This is a genomic window from Streptomyces sp. NPDC034670 (assembly GCF_055574875.1).
Map to the genome: position 1 here is coordinate 117386 of NZ_JBVITR010000006.1, position 15505 is coordinate 132890.

Consider the following 15505-nt stretch of genomic DNA (forward strand, 5'->3'; position numbering starts at 1 on the left):
GGGGTGCCTTAGTCGTTTCCGTCCTCCGCCTGCCCGAGCACGAAGGTGCCCTTCGCAGGGAGCGTGCCGACAAGGCCCCGGTCCCGTAGCTCTCGCACGACACGCCGAGCCGTGCCGAGGGCGATCCCGTGTGTCTCGGCCAGCTCCCGCTCACCGGGCAGGCGCGCGCCGACCGGTAGGCGTCCAGAGCGGATCTCCGCTTCCACGGCATCCGCGACTTCGACGTACCGGTACTTCGGCATGCCCTGGGCTTCGCTCATGTCGCCGACGCTAGATCGGCATGCATAGGTTTGCCGCCCCAGAGAACGGCGTAACCCTGCATGCAGCGGTATAGAGCAGTTAGAGTGCCGAACGACAGACCCCCGCGACACGGGCAAGGTGTCCGGGGGCGTGGCCAACGCTTACAAGGAGCGTCGACATGCGCAGACTACTCGCCCGCCTGTTCTCCAGCCGAGGCAGGCACAGGAAGGCGACAGAGCCGGTAGAGGCGGCTGTGAGCCGCCCGGCGACCAGGAAGGCCGCGCCTCCCCTTCCGCCCCTCCAGAGAGCCGCACAGGACCGCTACGCCTTCGATCCCGGCGAATCCTTCGAAGACATGTACGTCCGCCGGTACGTCCTGCACTGGGAGGCCGAGCGGAAGGCGCAGATGCAGAGGGCGCGTCGTCGAGCGGCTGTGCTGGCAGGTGCCCCGTTCCATCAGGACTACGTTTCGGCAGGAGTGAGCGCATGAGCGAGCAGGTGCAAAACCTTCGACGCCTCCCCTGGCTCGACCCCCTGTCGGGTAAGCCTGCCTACTGCCAGGAAGGCGGCTCGCTCGCCGAGCTGGGCGAGGAAACCGAAGCCGCGATGATCGCGGCGGCATCGGATACCCGTATCCGTGCGGCGAACGTGGCCATGGACTGGGAGTCGACGCGAGGGGATCTCCGCACGGTGATCCGTGCTCTCTGCCTGGCCGTGCTCGACCTGACGACGGTTGCCGAGTGCCGAGCAGAACGGCTCGGGATGTCCGATCAGCCGTTCGTCATGACGCGAACATCAGGCGAGGCGGAAGGCGGCTAGGAGCAGCCTTAGCGGCCCGCCTCGCAACCCGTAGGCCCTGACCGGGGATAGCTTGCCCGGCCGGGGCCTACGCCGTTCCTAGAGGGTGCACAGCGATTCGCCGACATGGTGAGCAGGGTCACGCCCTATCGTCTTTCCCAAACGGCCTACCCGCCGCGTACTACATAGTGAACGGCTCGACTGAAAGAGTGACCGAGGTCACGGCCCGTCGAGCGCACAATTCTTCATGATCGACCGGTAATAACAGGTAGAGGGTCTAGCCGATACCGCCCCTTCGGGGCGTGATAGAGGTCACCTAGAGACTCTTCGGTATTTCGGCCTGCTCGCCGCGTACTACATAGTGAACGGCTCGACTGAAAGAGTGACCGAGGTCACGGCCCGTCGAGCGCACAATTCTTCATGATCGCCGGGTACTACATAGTGAAGGGTTAACCGATTCCGGGGCCGAAGGCCCCGATAGCGGCCCACCCTCAGACAGTCCACTCCCAACAGGTTGACTCCGGCCTACCTCCTACCGTCGAGTCCCTGCGCCTGCCTCTCCACTCCTAGGCAGGCTGACCCTGCATCGCTCTCCGGTCCCTCACTGCCGGTGTGTGGTGCAGGGTCGCAAGCTTCCGGCGATTCACTACCGCCGGGAGGCGTCAAGTCCAGTCGACGCCCCTACCGCTGGTCACGGTCGAGGGAAGAACCCTCAGCGCTTGCCTTGTCCCATCCGGGCGCGCTGAGGGTTCTTCTTTCGGTCCTCTCCAGTGACAACAACATCCCTCTACCGAAAGGAATCCGCCCGAGTGATCCAGTACAACGGCCGAACCGTGCTCTCCCTCCGGGAGACAGCAAAGGCTCTCGGTCTCGCACCCAACACGGTTCGCAACCGTCGCGCCGAAGGGCGCTTCCCTGATATCCCGAGCGTCACCATCGGCTCGGCCCTCTTCTTCTACGAAGAGGACGTGAAGCGCATGGTTGCCGAGCAGGAGGCGAGCAAGTGACCCGCTCTCCCGAATTCCTCTCCGATGACCAGTGGGTGAGCGTGAACCGTTTCGCCTCTGCCTACTGCGACATGCACCCGAACGACTTCCGAAAGTGGATGGCCGAGGCGGACGTTAGTCACGTCTTCGAGCCCTACCAGCGACGCGAGCACGGAAGCCGCGGACGCTTCGTCTGGAACGCCGATGCGCTCATGCGTGACTGGGACCGTCTCTTCCCCGAACAAGTCGAGTAAGCCGAACCGAAGGCCATGCCGGCCGAAGGCTCGAAACGGCCCTGAGAGAGCCTGCAACAGCGTTCCACAGGAAACCCAAAGCAAGACCATGCAAGTCCGCCAGGAAAGCCCTGGACGGGCTTTCTTCATACCCGAAGGAGAAACCCCCAGTGACCGTGACCGACAAGAAGACCGCCGACATCCTGAAGAAGTCCGAGACCGAGCACGCGAAGAAGGTCGAGGAGTACGCGGCCAACCTTCCGAAGCTGACCACGGCCGCCGAGGATGCGGCCACCGACCGAGAGCAGGCCGAGAGCAAGGCCAACAGCCTTCGAGCCGCGTTCGGTCGCGGAGAGGCCGAGGCGACCGCCGAGGAGTTCTCCGCCGCCCTGGCCAACGTCGAGCGCACGCGGCTGATCGCCGATGGCGTCGAGCGCAAGCTGACCATGGCGAAGAAGAACCCGGTGCAGAGTGACACCGGACTCGCCGACCTGCTCTCGCCGGTCATCGAGGAACTGTTCCCGTACGCCGATGTGTACGCGACCGCTGCGAACGTTCGGCTCGACTTCGAGCCGACCAAGCCGCTCATCATCGTGCGGCAGCTTTCCGGCGGGCCGAGCGGCAAGGGTGGCCACGTCGGCAGCGTCGAGCTGCGACAGCTCAAGGCGGCGCACTTCAAGAACCTGGACACCGAGCAGATCAAGGCGGCCATCCGCGGACGCGGCTGGAACTTCTACGAGTCCGGCGTGACCGTCACCGGCACGTCCCGAGAGGACGTGGTGACCATCCAGAACCTGGCCGCTCACGACCCGGTCCCGACCCTTGCCGGCGAGCCCTCGGACCACCACATCGGACAGGGCATCGGACACTTCACCATGACCATCGGGGACTCGGTCACCTTCAAGAACGGCATGCGGACGGCTGGCGGGATCGCCGAGCCTGGCGGCGCGTTCTCCTCCGGTGCCTACTACATCAAGCCGACCAAGACCGAGCACCGATCGAGCACGGACGGCACCGGCCTCCGCACGACGGTCGTAGAGGCGACCTACGCGCTCACCCCGCGCGGGACGCTCACGCAGGCCGATCTCTCCCGCGCGTTCGCCGACGCCATCGAGAGCATGCCGGGCAAGTTCCTGCCCTGCCTCGGCGTGGTCAACAAGGCCGCGGACGTGACCCGAGGAGACGTGTTCACCGCCGTGCCGAGCGGCACCCACGGAGTCTCGCTCGGCCGGACGGTCCGGCTGGAAGTCCTCTCCCGCGACCCCGAGCACAAGGCCACCAAGACGGCCCCGAAGGGGCGCGTGCGGAACACCGGCCCCGTGCTCCCGTCGAACATGCTCCCCACGGCGTGACGGTCTCCTGACGCTCAACGTCCCTGCCGGGCACTCGCCCTGTCCGGCAAGGGCGTTGGACACCAGGAAGGCTGTCCAACCCGATGACTGGAGTGACCGTGACCCCGTTCGACCTGACCTGCCTCACCTTCGCGCTTGCCGCCTACATCCCGGCCCTGCGAGTGCTCACGGTCGGTATCGCCGACCTGTTGGACGCCTCCGGCCAGTCCGGCACGCACCAGGGCTGACCGTCCCGGCCGCGTACGTCGAACACGTCCCGATGACGTGTTGTACGTCAACCACTTCACGTACAACGCGAGCGCTTCGGGGCTCCCTCTGTCGTTCACCCAGGAGAACCGAAACCGGTTGAAAGGGCGGCGCAGCCTGACGGCTACCGAGCGAGCAGCCGACCGTCAGGCTGAGCGTGGCTGATCACCAGGGAACGTGAGCCCAAGTCACCCTGATGGCGTACGCATCCCGCTGCATCATCTGGTAGAAGTCGTAACCCTGGTCGACATCGTTGAAGGACCTCACGTGGTCCTCGCCGGTGTCGATGTTCGTCCACGTCACTCTGTACGTGATCGGTACGCCGTCGATCTCCCACTTGCCGGTCGCGGCGTTCCACTCCTTCTCGGCCATGAGCCCCCCTTAGTCGGTCGACAGAGCAGGCGACAGGGCCGCCTTTCGCCCAACACTAGGGCCGGAACGCCGTCGCCCCCATCAGATCGACGGGGGCGACGGGTAGATCACTGTCGCCGCGACCTGATCGCATCCCTTACTTCCTGGAACGACCGGATCGCAGTGACAGTCTTCTTGGCGATGCGGGGGACTCGCTCGATGATCCGCTCGTAGCCCACCAGCGCAGCCGCGAGGACTGCACTGATTACCGCCAAGTGTTGGAGGATTACCATTACTTAAATCCTTACTAGTAAGGTAATCTTCTCCTTTCCGATCCCGACGATACGGCACTTGCCCGCTGCTCGCCGGAAGTTTCACTGATTACCCAAGTGACGGGGCAGTTCCCGTCATGTAGGACTTCCATCCCGCTCCACTGAGGAGCGGTAACCGTAGCTCCCGCCGGTAACGGCGGTAGAGCTGGCTATCGGAACCCCTACCCCTTCGGGGAGGGCAGCTAGCCAAGGGTCGCACTGCTCGCCACCCACCCGGACGCAAAGTGTCCGGCAGTCCCTCAGCGCAAGGGGCGATCTCCCGTAACCCTGCCGGGCCTCCGTGCCCGGCCACCGTAAGGAGGTCGCATCCGTGCGAAGCATCCCCGAAGAGTCCCGCCCGTGGATCGCCTACAAGTCCCCGTGTCTCACCATCCCGGCAAGCCTGCCGTTCCGGCTCACTCCCGAGAGGCTGGCCGAGGAGTGCGACCTTCCGGCCGAGGAGTTCGAAGACGGGCTTCGGCAGCTCCAAGAGGAAGGCTTCCTCTCCCGCCTCGGGTATGACGCCTGGCAGCTCACCCGGCCGATCCGTGATCAGCGGCTCGGGTGACGCGATGCTCGAAGACCTGTTCCCCAACATCGAAGAGAGCCGGGCGAAGCTGCGGAAGCGCGGCTTCCCGATGGCCGCCGAGCACAACCCCCCGACCGGCCAGGCGGCGCACTGGTTCGCCGAGGTGAGCAAGAGCGTGCCCCGGCGAAGCGGGGCCGCCGTGGCGCGGCAGCTCGCCCGGCTGTGCGGCGAAGACTCACAGGTGACCGTCCCTTGGCGGTCGCTCGCCGACGCCGTAGGCGTGCGCGACAGGGCGGGACGGGCGCGTGCTTTCACGGAGCGCGGCGTCGAGCTGCTGGCCGATGCCGGCTGGCTGGAGGTCGAGACGACAGGCAGCAAGCGCGGAGCGAAGACGACCTTCCGTCTGCTGCCTGGCGATGCCTCCGCCGAGTGGTGCGGATGGGTCGACCGCGACGACTGGCTAGACGATCCCGGCTGACCGGAACTTATGGCCAGAGTAGGAGCCACCGGCCAGCCGCGAACTTATGGCCAGAAGAACAGGACTCCGTGACCCCCGCTCCGCGGGACCCGTCACGTCGTACCTGACGTAGACCGAGACACGGAGACCGGCCTTCCGATGTCGGCCCCGTATGGGGCCGCTATGGCTTCCCGCTCACTGGCCTACCGGTCTACCGATGCACAGTGCGTCGGCTCGGAGCGAAGCTCCCACGCCGAGCGCCACCGGCGCTCACTCGCAACGGCGAAGGGTTCTCGCCGAGTCGTCTACCGGCCTTCCGCTGGTGCGTCGCTTACGCGCCGCCATGCTTCGGCTTCCTTCTGCCGTTGCCTGCCACTGGCCTACCGGCTCTCTTCTGTCGCCGCCGGAAGGCGGCGCTACCGGCCAGCCGGCATACCTGTTCACCTGCCGTTGGCCTTCCCCTGACACGCCGCTCACGCGGCGCAAGTCGCGGCTTCCCCCCGCGTTCCGCAACCCCCCGACCGTCTGTTCCCGGCGCGCGAAGCGCCCGGTCCTCAGACCGTCGGTTACTCACTCGAAGGAGTCCCCTCGTTGATCCACTCACGCATGCATCACGCTGCCTTCCGCCTCGCTCGGACCGTCGCGGAACACCTGCCGTCCGCCCGTGTCTACGAAGCCGACGTGATCGGCCATGACGGCCACCTGGCCGTGTACTTCCGCATGGAGGTGACCGACTCCCCCTCGGACTTCCGTAGGCAGCTCGACCGTCTCTCTCTGCCGTCCGTCGAGACCGAAGGTCTCGGGACCGTCGACGGCATCGAAGTCCTGTCCGCCAACGGTCGACCAACCTACGCGACGGCAACCGTCCGCCTCACTCTGACCGGCGCATCCCTGCCGACCACAGCCGAACCGTGGATCTCTCGCGGGTGGGCTTTCGCCTACGGCGCTCTCGCCGCCTGATCGAAGGAGACAGACCAGTGACCTATGAAGCGATCATCACGAAGGACGGCCGGAAGATGTGCGGCGTCCCAGCATGCAGCAGGCCACATCGCGGCAAGGGCCTGTGTCACACGCACTACCTTCGCTACCGCCGCACCGGCGACGTGAAGGCCGACAAGCCGATCTCCGAGCCGAACAACATACCGACCTGGAAGGGCACCACTCACCCCCGCTGGACGGGCAACGCCGCTACGTACACCGCCGTTCACCACAGACTCAAAGCCGAGCATGGGGCCGCCAAGGAGTGGCCGTGCGCGTGCGGCTGCGGCAGGCAAGCCGAGGAGTGGGCGTACCTGGGCATCGGCCCTGCCGAGAAGGTGTCGACCGCGAAGGGCTCCGAAGGCTTCCGCTACTCGCCAGACCTGGAGGCGTACGCCCCACTGGCGAAGCCCTGTCACGTCCGGCTCGACCGCTGGCAGGGGCAACGCCGTACCGGCGTGCCTCTCGCGGATGTGCTGACGGGTAACGACGTCCCGCCCCTTCCGGGACCGGGTAAGGAGGCCGCGTGACCAGCCTGGGCCGGAAAGGAGCGGCCAAGTCCCGCAAAATCGCTATGGGTTGGTTTGCCGTTGCCTCCACACTGGGGGCATGGACGAACTCTATGTAGTCCGGCATGAGCCGACTTGGCGCGAGAAGCCGGAGCCCGAGCCGGACGACGAGTACGACAACGGGACCGACGAGAAGACCACGTACGCACTCTTCGGTCTGGCCATCTACAAGGCCAACGTCCTGGAACACGGGCTGGTGAACGCCCTAGCCATGGCCAAGCTGATCACGGCGGACGAGCAGGGGGAACGGCTCATCCGTGACCCCTGGGACCAAGGGTTCAAGGACATGATGGGCAAGCTCATCAAGCGTGCCGAGCCCTACGTCAACGCCTACCCCGAACTCCTCGAAGAGCTGACCAAGAGCCTGAAGCGGCGTAACTACCTGGTCCACCACTTCTGGCGTGAGCGTGCACACGAGATGATCACCGAGGCAGGTCGGGCCTCGATGTGCGCGGACCTGAAGGCGGACTGCCGACTGTTCACCCAGACGGACGAGCATCTGTCTGAACAGGTCATGCACCCCATGATGGAGAAGCGGGGGATAACTCCCGAAGCGATTCAGGCCGAGTACGAGGCGATGCGCCGGGAGACCATGAAGCGCTACGAGCCGGAGTCGTTCACGGCCGAAGAGGCGACAAGCTGAACCGCTTGCTCACGCCCACAGCCAGGTGAAACTCCGATGAAGTTCCTATGAGATGACGGCGATGATGTAACTTCCGGCCATGGACACTCTGGCGGGGGACTGGTGGGAATCCGGCTCGTGGTGGCAGTTCGTCATCACGATCGCTGTAAGCATCGCGGTGGGCGTCCTCGCAGCTTGGGCGGCGTTCAGGTCCAGCAACCCAAAGCGGCGGCTCAACTGGTGGGTTCGCTCCAACACCCCTCTCATGAGCGTGCCAGGCACGTCGGAGGACTCTGCGCTCGCCGTCACCTTCCACGGTGCGCCGCTCGCATCTCCGCGCATCGTCGAGCTCGTCATCACCAACTCGGGTCGGCGGGACATCACCGCTGCCATGTTCCACGACAACCAACCACTACGGTTCGACTTTGGCACCCCGGTCTGCACCATCCTGGAAGTGACGACTTCCCCCGCCGGGAGCATCCGCCCCATGTTCGACACCGCTGGCTGGACGACCGTGGGCCTTCGCTCTCACGGAGAGACTTGGGTTGACGTACTCCCCTCACTTCTCAGCAAGGGGCAGGAAGTCGTGATGACGGTTCTCGTTGACGGCGATGAGAATCCGGTGACCTTGGCCAGGTTCCCGCTGGTCGAAGTCACCCAGGTGTCTGCATCACCTGGGGAACGGTCGCGAGCCCTGGTCGAGGCGATCGGGCGTATGCCGATTTACGTCGGACCCTTCCGTATCAGGTAGCTCTGATCGACCCTGAAACCGTGGCGGAAACTCGGCTGCTATGACGTGCCGATCCGGAAGGCCGTGCGCAAGGGGTCATACCCCCACCCCGGTGCGGCCGGTCGGTCAAGCGGCAGGGCAGGCAGGGCAGGCAGGGCGTGACGCCAGACGGCCGCGTGACGGCCGAACGGGAGGACGACTGAGCCACGCACCACGCATGCGCCAGTGAGCCGCAGGAGCGGCGTGCAGTGGCTTCGGTTCCGGCTGGCCGGTCGAGCAAGCAGACCGACTCATCAAGTTTGGTAACGATCCGATAACGGACTCTTGACAGGTTGCTCGGGCCTAAGAGAGAAACGAACTCCACTCGGTTGGAAGTTCGCCCGGTAGGCGTCCACACACCGGATCTGCGCCGCCACCACCAGCAGTCCGTAGACCAGCGCCGTCGCGACCATCACCAGTACGGGCAGCACCATGGCCGACTCCGCCGTCACGAATCCCCGGTCCCGATTCCGCTCACATCCGGCCATCGAGTGCCTGCTGCACGATGCCGCGCAGTGCCGCGCCGACCGGCCCGCTCGTCACCACCTTGTGGAGCACCACGGCGAACGCCACCGCCGCCACGATCCCCATCGCGTACTCGGAGGTCACCATCCCCGCGTCCCTCCGTACCGCACGCACCTCGCACACCAGGGCACGCAGCCGTGCCCGCACCGCCTGATACATCGCAACTCCCTTGAGGAAAGGTCCTGTCGGAAACACCGTGGGAAACCCACCCGTCCGCGCGGCCCGCTCACCGGCCGCCCGGTCACCCCCCGTCAGGCACCACCGCCTCCCAGCACCCCGCCCGCGAGCCCGATCACCACGGGCAGCACGCCGACCGCGACGAACGCGGGGAGGAAGCACAGCCCCACCGGGGCGCTGATCATGACGGCCGCCCGCCGCGCCCGTACCGTCGCCGCGCGCACCCACTCCGCGCGGGCCTCGGCGGCGAGCCGGGCCACGGGGGCGGACAGGGGGAGCCCGGACACGTCGGCCCGTTCCAGCAGGCGGGCCAGGGCCACGGCACCCGGTACCGAGGCCAGCCGCTGCCACGCCGCACCCGGTTCACCGCCGAGCCGCACCTCCGCCGCGCCCCGCGCCAGCGCCCGGCCGACCGGTCCGCCCAAGGCCTCTCCGACGGCCTGCGCGGCCGCCACCGGGCCGGCGCCCGCCGCGATGCAGGCGGAGAGCAGGTCGGCGGCGAGCGGCAGTTGGCGCGCCGCCCCGGCCGCGAGGCGCGCCCGCTCGCCCGCCGGCGGACCGTCCGCCGCCCGCCGCCGTCGCCACCACCACAGTCCGGCCGCGGCGGCCACCCCCGCGGCGGCCCCGGCGAGGCCGCCCACCAGCACCCAGCCGGCACACGCCACACAGGCGTGCGGCAGCCGGGCCCGCACGGTGTCCGGCACCCTGAGGCGTGGGGCTGCCGCCGCCGGCTCCAGGGCCAGCACCCCGGCCAGTCGCCGCCGCACCTTCCGCTCGTGCCGCCTCCGGTGCCACCACCGTGCCGGCCACGCCAGCGCCGCCACCGCCCCCACCACCGCTCCCAGCCCGTGGACGACGTCCCCGTTCACCGCGCCACCTCCTCGGCACCCCGCACGATCCGCAGCGCCCACCACGTCCCCAGTCCCTCCAGCACCCCGCCGGCCGCCAGACAGCCCAGCCCCGACGGCGTGTGCAGCAGGATGTGCAAGGGGTCGGCGCCGAGGGCGGTACCGAGCGCCAGACCCACCGCCGGGAGCGCGGCGAGCATCACCGCCGTGGCGCGGGCGCCGGCCAGCTGGGCGCGCAGGTCGGCGCGCCGGTCGCGTTCGGCCCGCAGCGCCGCTTCCAGCCGGTCGAGTCCGTCCGCGAGTCCGGCGCCCTGGTCCACCGCCACCCGCCAGCACGCGGCGAGGCCGCGCAGCCCCTCGGCCCCCGGCTGTCCCGCCGCCGCCGCGAGCGCCTCCGGCACGTCCCCGCCGAAGCGCGCCGCCGCCAGCACGGCCGCCTGGGCGTCACCGAGCCCGCCGGAGTCCCGCACGGCGGTCAGCAGCGCCGCACCCGGCTGCCGCCCCGCACGCACCTCCCCGGCGAGCGCACCGCACAACGCGATCACCGCGTCCTCCCGGTTCTCGCGCACCCGTCGCTCCCGGGCGGCCAGCCGCACCCGCCGCAGCAGGGGCACCCCGGCCGCCCCCGCGACGACGGGCAGCACCGACGCGCCCAGCACCGCCAGCACCACTCCGGCCGCCGACGACCACCACTCCGCGTGCAACCGCTCGCGGGCCCGCCGCCACCGGTGGGCCGCGCGGGTCCACCCCGGCGGTCCGTTCCCGGCCGCCCCGCCGGCCAGCAGCAAGCGCGCCCGCCGGGCCCCGGCCCGCCCGCCGCCCCACAGCCAGGCCGCCATCCCCAGGCACACCGCGGCCGCGCCCGCCGGCGCCCCGGTCGTCATCCCGAACGTCCCGTTCACCCCCCGGCCCCCTCTCGCGGTCCGCTGCCGGGGGCCGTGATCCGGAGCAGTCCCCGCAGCCGCTCCCACCCCCGCTCGCGGACGAAGGCCTCCGGCCCCCACCGCAGCGCCGGCACCGTCCGGACCAGTCCCGACGGGTCCCGTTCCAGCACGTGCACCTCCGCGATCCGCCGCCGTCCGGCCCGGTCGCGGACGAGGTGCAGCACCACCGAGAGGGCGGCGGCCAGTTGGCTGTGCAGCGCGAACCGGTCGAGCCCGGCGGCCGTGCCGAGCGCCTCCAGCCGGGCCGGTACGTCGGCGGCGGCGTTGGCGTGGACGGTTCCGGAGCCGCCCTCGTGGCCCGTGTTGAGAGCGGCCAGCAGATGGACCACCTCCGCGCCGCGCACCTCGCCCACGACCAGCCGGTCCGGCCGCATCCGCAGCGCCTGCCGCACCAGGTCCTCGAGGGTGACGAGCCCCGCGCCCTCCTGGTTGGCGGGCCTGGTCTCCAGGCGCACGACGTGCGGGTGGTCGGGCCGCAGCTCCGCCGAGTCCTCCGCCAGCACGATCCGCTCGTCCGGCCCGACCAGCCCCAGCAGGGCGCTCAGCAGGGTCGTCTTCCCGAACTGGCGACAGAAACACCACTACTGAGGCACACTCACGCCATGAAGAGCACTCCAGCGGGGGGCGCCCAGACGCGCGCCGTCATCTACTGCCGCATCAGCCAGGACCGTACCGGCGCCGGCCTCGGTATTGAGCGACAGCGCCAGGACTGCGAAGCCCTCGCCGAACGAAACGGCTGGGAAGTCGTCGAGGTCTATGTCGACAACGACGTGAGCGCCTACAAGAAGAGCAGTCGGCGGCAGGGTTACCAGCGCATGCTCGCCGACCTCGACCAGGGCATTGCCACCATCGTCATCGCCTGGCACACCGATCGGCTTCACAGGTCAACGCGCGAGCTGGACGACTACATCGACCTGTGCGAAAGGCGCGGCGTCTCGACCCACACTGTGCAGGCGGGCGCGATCGACCTCTCCACCCCGTCGGGCCGCATGACCGCGCGCATTCTCGGCGCCGTCGCCAAGCAGGAGTCCGAGCACAAGGGCGAGCGCGTGGCCCGGGCCCGGCGGCAGAAGGCCCTCGCCGGGGAGTGGATGGGCGGGATCCGCCCGTTCGGGTGGGGCCTGCCCACCGGGGAGATGCGCACGGTCGTCGACCGGAAGACCGGCGAGGAGACCGAGATCCCCGCGCTGGACATGCTGAAGGCCGTGCCCGAAGAGGCGGAGGCGCTGCGGTACTGGACGGACGAGATCCTGGCCGGCGGGTCCATCCGGTCCCTGGTGAAGTGGTGCGCCGACAAGGGCATCACCACGACCCGCGGGAACCCGGTCACACACACCGACATGCGGGACATGCTGCTGCGCCCCAGGAACGCCGGAATCGCCGTCTACAGGGGCGAGGAGGTCGGCCGCGGGCAGTGGGAGCCCATCGTCGACGAAGCGAAGTACAGGGCCGTCGTGGCGATCCTGAAGGACCCCGCCCGCACGACGACCCCGGGCGCCCAGCCGAAGTGGCTCGGGTCGCTGCTGTACGAGTGCGGCCGCGCGGGGTGCGGCAAGGGCATGACCGTCACCCAGTCCGGCGGCCGGAACCACCCCAGCTACAAGTGCCCGACCGGGCACGGCGGCGGCCGGCGCGCCGAGCTCGTCGACCAGTACGTCGAGGACCAGGTCATCGACGTACTGTCACGGCCGGACGCGCACGAGCTGCTGGAGCCTGCCCCGGAGGGCGTGGACGTGGCCGGCCTGCAGGCGGAGGGCGAGCGGATCCGGCAGCGGATGCGGGACCTGGGCGGCCTGTTCGGCGCCGGGCAGTTGGAGCTGGACGCGTTCACCGAAGGCATGGAGACCGCGCGGGCACAGTTGGAGGGCGTGACCCGGCAGCTGGCGCGCGCGGCGACGCGGGATCCTCTGGCCGGCCTGGTGGGTGCGCCGGATGTGCGGGCAGCGTGGAAGGCCCTCGACCTCGAGCGGAAGCGGAACGCGCTGCGGGCCCTGGTCACCGTGACACTGAAAACCCCCCGACCCGGGCGAATGCCGGACGGGGGGTACTTCGACTATGACGCTGTGGTGTTCCAGTGGAAACGCGATGCTAACCCCCTGCACTGATCTGGGTATCGACTGCTTCGACAATAATGTCCACCAATAGAGATGTCGCCGTATCCGCCCACCCGGACCCCTCACGCAGGACGCTAAGGACCGACTCCGAGACATCCTGCCCGTCAAGAAAGTCACTTACCCCCTTCATAAGGTTGGGGACTTCACCCTCTTGCCCTTTAATAATCGCCAGGTAGTCATATCGGCCCATCTCCTGCCTAGCCGATTCCCTCAGGGAAACTTGGTCTACCTCGCGCAACTGCTTCTCTGTGACCTCGATGGCTTCATAGACCTCGGTCACGGTCAGACACAGGTAGCCATAGCGCTTGATCAGCATGCGGAAGTCACCGAGAAGCGGTCCAGAGTCGCCCATGTTTCGATACCTGATGATGCTTGCAGCCACGCCAGACATGCATTCGTAGAACCTCCTATCGCTCTTAAGGGACGCAAGCATTTCTGCGGTTTCCGAGAGCGAATGAGTGATGCTTTCTAGCTCCTTTTTGGCGTCATCCAGCAATACGTCTAGGTCACTTCCCGCGTACATGAAGTACTCGAAATCGCGCTTATAGATCTGCGATAGAGCCGCGACTTCAGCGAACGTCACAGGCCTGTCTGCAGCCTCGCTCTTCGCCACAGTTGTCTGTCGCCACGAAAAACCGCGATCACCCATCGCCGCAGCAACAGCACCTTGCGACAGCCCTGCCGCCCTGCGCGCAGAACGTAGGCGCGTCGCTAGCACCTTCGGCAACCGCTCCGCCATCGGCTCGCGCCCTGTGGCGTTGAACTGCGTTGACTCGCGCTTATCCCTCATGGGGATGAAGAGTACCGACATGCTGAGCCCTGGCAAGGTTGACAGCCGCCGAACAGGCGTGCATCCTCCATAGGCATCACGGATCACTCGTGACGCATCCCTGAGAAGGTTGGCCATGGAGCACTACCTCACCACCGATGAGGTGGCCGCCCGATACCGCACCGCGCCCAGCACGGTCCGGTACTGGCGACACATCGGTTACGGCCCCAAGGGCACCAAGGTCGGCCGCCGGTTCCTGTACCCGGCGCCCGCAATCCAGAAGTTCGACGAAGAGCTGCTCGCCGCGACGGCGAGCCACGGCACCGCCCCGGAGGTCCAGTCCGGGGCGTCTGCCACCGGAAACGACGAAGCGGCCGGGGTCCAGCCGGCCGCCTCTGTCGAGCAATCCGCACCTACCAGCAAGTAAGAAACGAGACGCTCATGCAGCACATCGTACCGACAACGGCGTCGGCGACCCTGCCTGTCCAGTCCATCTCCGCCAACCTCACTGCCGAGGTCATGGCGGACCCCGACACCGGCCAGCCCACGCTGGTCGCCAGCACCCTGGGCAACCTGACCGACCTGCAGGAGGTCGTTCCGGCCCGGCTGCTCCGCATGGTGGCCGAGGCCCGAGCGAAGCTGGACGCCATCGAGCGCCTCGCTCAGGTCTACGAGGCCGAGGACACCCTGCGCGCCATCGTCGCCGAGCACCAGCTGCACCTCGAAGAGTGGGACGTCGCCAACCTCGCCCTCGAGTACCGCGACAAGTTCATAGCCTTCGCCGCTCTCACCGACGACGGTCAGCGGGCCGTCGTCGTCCCCAAGGGACAGGACCCCATCGAGCGCGTCAGCGCCGTCGCCCGCTTGGTCAACAGCTTCACCGACGAGGACCAGGCGTGAGCGCCCCGCAGAACACGCCGGCGTCTGGGGGCGTAGCTGCGCCCCCGGCCCGGCCGGTCCGCTTCGACGACCCGGCCCGGAACCGCGCGTACTGGGAGCGCATCGAGCGCAACACCGCCGAGGCCCCGCCCCTCACGATCGAGCAGAAGGCGACCCTCCGGGCGATCTTCGCTCCCGTCGTCGCCGCCATGGCCAAGGAGGCGAAGTGACCGAGGAGATGCGGCCCGAGTGCCGCCACTGGATCGGCGCCGAACGACGGCACTGCAAGGAGGTCGACGGCGTCCGCCGCTTCGTCCCCGGCCTGCGCTGCCCCGCCCACACCCCGCGCGCCCTGCAGGGCCTGCCCGAGATCCCGCCCGGCCCCGGCTGGCCGGCCCATCGCAAGGAGGCGACGTCGTGAACGACCGCATCCCCGGCCGCTGGCCCGTCAACAAACCCGTCGACCTCGACGCCGTCGCACCGGACGAAGGCGAGCTGTACGTGCAGCGGCAGCAGGAACGCGCCCTCCACGAGATGGTCCTCGACTCCATCCGGCACGACCTCGAGGCCCAGCCCAGCCCGCTGACCGTCATCACGGCCGCCCGGAACTGGTGCACCCGCATCACCGCGGCCGCCGACGAGATCGCCCAGGCCAAGCGCAGAGCCGCCTGACCGCTGGTGGGGGGGGCCCCCCCGGGGGGGCCAACACCCCCCGCTGCTGCGAAAAACTTGACCCCCTCTTTTCTCCGCACAACCCGCTATTTTTCTTTTCTTCCCCCTCCTTCTGGGGGTCCCTCTTTTCCCTCCC

Annotated in this window: 25 protein-coding genes and 2 pseudogenes; 18 read left to right on the top strand and 9 right to left on the bottom strand. The window is 68.2% G+C overall.

The window, feature by feature from the left end; all coding sequences use genetic code 11:
• Positions 1-8: 8 nt before the first annotated feature.
• Complete coding sequence (locus ACZ56B_RS06620; protein WP_468786943.1) at positions 9-260, bottom strand: GntR family transcriptional regulator; 252 nt, start codon at positions 258-260, stop codon at positions 9-11.
• 158 nt (positions 261-418) lie between these two features.
• Here ACZ56B_RS06620 and ACZ56B_RS06625 point away from each other — a divergent pair, with 158 nt between their 5' ends.
• The 6 genes from ACZ56B_RS06625 (at position 419) to ACZ56B_RS06650 (ending at position 3836) form a co-directional block, all read left to right on the top strand.
• Positions 419-730 (top strand): hypothetical protein, encoded by a 312-nt coding sequence (locus ACZ56B_RS06625; RefSeq protein ID WP_468786945.1) that lies wholly within the window; start codon positions 419-421, stop codon positions 728-730.
• Positions 727-1059, top strand: coding sequence for a hypothetical protein (locus ACZ56B_RS06630; protein WP_468786947.1), 333 nt, complete (start codon positions 727-729; stop codon positions 1057-1059). The genes ACZ56B_RS06625 and ACZ56B_RS06630 overlap by 4 nt, the downstream gene beginning before the upstream one ends.
• Before the next feature lie 788 nt (positions 1060-1847).
• Positions 1848-2045: a helix-turn-helix transcriptional regulator gene (locus ACZ56B_RS06635; protein ID WP_468786949.1), complete on the top strand. Its 198-nt coding sequence runs from the start codon at positions 1848-1850 to the stop codon at positions 2043-2045.
• Positions 2042-2278 (top strand): hypothetical protein, encoded by a 237-nt coding sequence (locus tag ACZ56B_RS06640; protein WP_468786951.1) that lies wholly within the window; start codon positions 2042-2044, stop codon positions 2276-2278. Before ACZ56B_RS06635 ends, ACZ56B_RS06640 begins: the two co-directional genes overlap by 4 nt.
• 149 nt (positions 2279-2427) lie before the next feature.
• Positions 2428-3609, top strand: coding sequence for a hypothetical protein (locus ACZ56B_RS06645; RefSeq protein WP_468786953.1), 1182 nt, complete (start codon positions 2428-2430; stop codon positions 3607-3609).
• A gap of 83 nt (positions 3610-3692) precedes the next feature.
• A complete protein-coding gene (locus tag ACZ56B_RS06650; protein ID WP_468786955.1) occupies positions 3693-3836 on the top strand; it encodes a hypothetical protein in 144 nt (47 codons plus the stop codon).
• A gap of 184 nt (positions 3837-4020) precedes the next feature.
• On the opposite strand, the gene ACZ56B_RS06655 is transcribed toward ACZ56B_RS06650, so the two are convergent.
• A complete protein-coding gene (locus ACZ56B_RS06655; RefSeq protein WP_468786957.1) occupies positions 4021-4227 on the bottom strand; it encodes a hypothetical protein in 207 nt (68 codons plus the stop codon).
• Positions 4228-4334: 107 nt separating this feature from the next.
• Positions 4335-4499, bottom strand: coding sequence for a hypothetical protein (locus ACZ56B_RS06660; RefSeq protein WP_468786959.1), 165 nt, complete (start codon positions 4497-4499; stop codon positions 4335-4337).
• A gap of 349 nt (positions 4500-4848) precedes the next feature.
• Between ACZ56B_RS06660 and ACZ56B_RS06665 the strand changes: the two genes are divergently transcribed.
• The 6 genes from ACZ56B_RS06665 to ACZ56B_RS06690 all read left to right on the top strand — a co-directional run bounded on the left by ACZ56B_RS06665 (position 4849) and on the right by ACZ56B_RS06690 (position 8423).
• On the top strand, positions 4849-5085 hold the full coding sequence (locus ACZ56B_RS06665; protein ID WP_468786961.1) for a hypothetical protein: 237 nt from the start codon (positions 4849-4851) through the stop codon (positions 5083-5085).
• A gap of 4 nt (positions 5086-5089) precedes the next feature.
• Positions 5090-5524: a hypothetical protein gene (locus ACZ56B_RS06670; protein ID WP_468786963.1), complete on the top strand. Its 435-nt coding sequence runs from the start codon at positions 5090-5092 to the stop codon at positions 5522-5524.
• 570 nt (positions 5525-6094) lie between these two features.
• The gene (locus tag ACZ56B_RS06675) at positions 6095-6463 is read left to right on the top strand and encodes a hypothetical protein (RefSeq protein ID WP_468786965.1); all 369 of its coding nucleotides are present in this window, start codon (positions 6095-6097) and stop codon (positions 6461-6463) included.
• A gap of 17 nt (positions 6464-6480) precedes the next feature.
• A complete protein-coding gene (locus ACZ56B_RS06680) occupies positions 6481-7011 on the top strand; it encodes a hypothetical protein (RefSeq protein WP_468786967.1) in 531 nt (176 codons plus the stop codon).
• Between the two features lie 79 nt (positions 7012-7090).
• Complete coding sequence (locus ACZ56B_RS06685; protein ID WP_468786969.1) at positions 7091-7693, top strand: hypothetical protein; 603 nt, start codon at positions 7091-7093, stop codon at positions 7691-7693.
• Between the two features lie 79 nt (positions 7694-7772).
• Positions 7773-8423, top strand: coding sequence for a hypothetical protein (locus ACZ56B_RS06690; protein ID WP_468786971.1), 651 nt, complete (start codon positions 7773-7775; stop codon positions 8421-8423).
• A gap of 314 nt (positions 8424-8737) precedes the next feature.
• Here the strand turns inward: ACZ56B_RS06690 and ACZ56B_RS06695 are convergent.
• The 5 genes and pseudogenes from ACZ56B_RS06695 to ACZ56B_RS06715 form a co-directional block, all read right to left on the bottom strand.
• Positions 8738-8929 (bottom strand): annotated as a pseudogene (locus tag ACZ56B_RS06695) (hypothetical protein); the annotation flags it as partial.
• Entirely contained in the window at positions 8916-9125 is a 210-nt protein-coding gene (locus ACZ56B_RS06700) for a DUF4244 domain-containing protein (RefSeq protein ID WP_468786973.1), read from the bottom strand. The pseudogene ACZ56B_RS06695 and the gene ACZ56B_RS06700, both read right to left, overlap by 14 nt.
• 92 nt (positions 9126-9217) lie before the next feature.
• Positions 9218-10012 carry a type II secretion system F family protein gene (locus tag ACZ56B_RS06705; RefSeq protein ID WP_468786975.1) on the bottom strand — a complete coding sequence of 265 codons (795 nt, stop codon included), beginning with the start codon at positions 10010-10012 and terminating at the stop codon, positions 9218-9220.
• A complete protein-coding gene (locus ACZ56B_RS06710) occupies positions 10009-10875 on the bottom strand; it encodes a type II secretion system F family protein (protein ID WP_468786977.1) in 867 nt (288 codons plus the stop codon). Before ACZ56B_RS06710 ends, ACZ56B_RS06705 begins: the two co-directional genes overlap by 4 nt.
• Before the next feature lie 14 nt (positions 10876-10889).
• Positions 10890-11495, bottom strand: a pseudogene (locus ACZ56B_RS06715) (ATPase, T2SS/T4P/T4SS family); the annotation flags it as partial.
• Positions 11496-11537: 42 nt separating this feature from the next.
• Here ACZ56B_RS06715 and ACZ56B_RS06720 point away from each other — a divergent pair.
• Complete coding sequence (locus tag ACZ56B_RS06720; protein WP_468786979.1) at positions 11538-13040, top strand: recombinase family protein; 1503 nt, start codon at positions 11538-11540, stop codon at positions 13038-13040.
• On the opposite strand, the gene ACZ56B_RS06725 is transcribed toward ACZ56B_RS06720, so the two are convergent.
• Positions 13024-13956 carry a helix-turn-helix domain-containing protein gene (locus ACZ56B_RS06725; protein WP_468786981.1) on the bottom strand — a complete coding sequence of 311 codons (933 nt, stop codon included), beginning with the start codon at positions 13954-13956 and terminating at the stop codon, positions 13024-13026. The two genes, ACZ56B_RS06720 and ACZ56B_RS06725, sit on opposite strands and share 17 nt — an antisense overlap.
• Between ACZ56B_RS06725 and ACZ56B_RS06730 the strand changes: the two genes are divergently transcribed.
• The 5 genes from ACZ56B_RS06730 to ACZ56B_RS06750 are packed head-to-tail and all read left to right on the top strand — an operon-like array spanning position 13955 to position 15369.
• Positions 13955-14245 carry a helix-turn-helix transcriptional regulator gene (locus ACZ56B_RS06730; RefSeq protein ID WP_468786983.1) on the top strand — a complete coding sequence of 97 codons (291 nt, stop codon included), beginning with the start codon at positions 13955-13957 and terminating at the stop codon, positions 14243-14245. The genes ACZ56B_RS06725 and ACZ56B_RS06730 overlap by 2 nt on opposite strands.
• Positions 14246-14259: 14 nt before the next feature.
• Positions 14260-14718: a hypothetical protein gene (locus ACZ56B_RS06735; RefSeq protein WP_468786985.1), complete on the top strand. Its 459-nt coding sequence runs from the start codon at positions 14260-14262 to the stop codon at positions 14716-14718.
• A complete protein-coding gene (locus ACZ56B_RS06740) occupies positions 14715-14927 on the top strand; it encodes a hypothetical protein (RefSeq protein WP_468786987.1) in 213 nt (70 codons plus the stop codon). The genes ACZ56B_RS06735 and ACZ56B_RS06740 overlap by 4 nt, the downstream gene beginning before the upstream one ends.
• Entirely contained in the window at positions 14924-15118 is a 195-nt protein-coding gene (locus ACZ56B_RS06745; protein WP_468786989.1) for a hypothetical protein, read from the top strand. The genes ACZ56B_RS06740 and ACZ56B_RS06745 overlap by 4 nt, the downstream gene beginning before the upstream one ends.
• On the top strand, positions 15115-15369 hold the full coding sequence (locus ACZ56B_RS06750; RefSeq protein ID WP_468786991.1) for a hypothetical protein: 255 nt from the start codon (positions 15115-15117) through the stop codon (positions 15367-15369). Before ACZ56B_RS06745 ends, ACZ56B_RS06750 begins: the two co-directional genes overlap by 4 nt.
• Positions 15370-15505 lie beyond the last annotated feature (136 nt).

Coding starts and splice junctions, on each gene's coding strand:
- ACZ56B_RS06685 (WP_468786969.1), top strand. CDS start 7,091: ATGGACGAACTCTATGTAGTCCGGCATGAGCCGACTTGGCGCGAGAAG.
- ACZ56B_RS06720 (WP_468786979.1), top strand. CDS start 11,538: ATGAAGAGCACTCCAGCGGGGGGCGCCCAGACGCGCGCCGTCATCTAC.
- ACZ56B_RS06730 (WP_468786983.1), top strand. CDS start 13,955: ATGGAGCACTACCTCACCACCGATGAGGTGGCCGCCCGATACCGCACC.
- ACZ56B_RS06620 (WP_468786943.1), bottom strand. CDS start 260: ATGAGCGAAGCCCAGGGCATGCCGAAGTACCGGTACGTCGAAGTCGCG.
- ACZ56B_RS06690 (WP_468786971.1), top strand. CDS start 7,773: ATGGACACTCTGGCGGGGGACTGGTGGGAATCCGGCTCGTGGTGGCAG.
- ACZ56B_RS06735 (WP_468786985.1), top strand. CDS start 14,260: ATGCAGCACATCGTACCGACAACGGCGTCGGCGACCCTGCCTGTCCAG.
- ACZ56B_RS06700 (WP_468786973.1), bottom strand. CDS start 9,125: ATGTATCAGGCGGTGCGGGCACGGCTGCGTGCCCTGGTGTGCGAGGTG.
- ACZ56B_RS06655 (WP_468786957.1), bottom strand. CDS start 4,227: ATGGCCGAGAAGGAGTGGAACGCCGCGACCGGCAAGTGGGAGATCGAC.
- ACZ56B_RS06650 (WP_468786955.1), top strand. CDS start 3,693: ATGACTGGAGTGACCGTGACCCCGTTCGACCTGACCTGCCTCACCTTC.
- ACZ56B_RS06710 (WP_468786977.1), bottom strand. CDS start 10,875: ATGACGACCGGGGCGCCGGCGGGCGCGGCCGCGGTGTGCCTGGGGATG.
- ACZ56B_RS06725 (WP_468786981.1), bottom strand. CDS start 13,956: ATGGCCAACCTTCTCAGGGATGCGTCACGAGTGATCCGTGATGCCTAT.
- ACZ56B_RS06670 (WP_468786963.1), top strand. CDS start 5,090: ATGCTCGAAGACCTGTTCCCCAACATCGAAGAGAGCCGGGCGAAGCTG.
- ACZ56B_RS06625 (WP_468786945.1), top strand. CDS start 419: ATGCGCAGACTACTCGCCCGCCTGTTCTCCAGCCGAGGCAGGCACAGG.
- ACZ56B_RS06630 (WP_468786947.1), top strand. CDS start 727: ATGAGCGAGCAGGTGCAAAACCTTCGACGCCTCCCCTGGCTCGACCCC.
- ACZ56B_RS06660 (WP_468786959.1), bottom strand. CDS start 4,499: ATGGTAATCCTCCAACACTTGGCGGTAATCAGTGCAGTCCTCGCGGCT.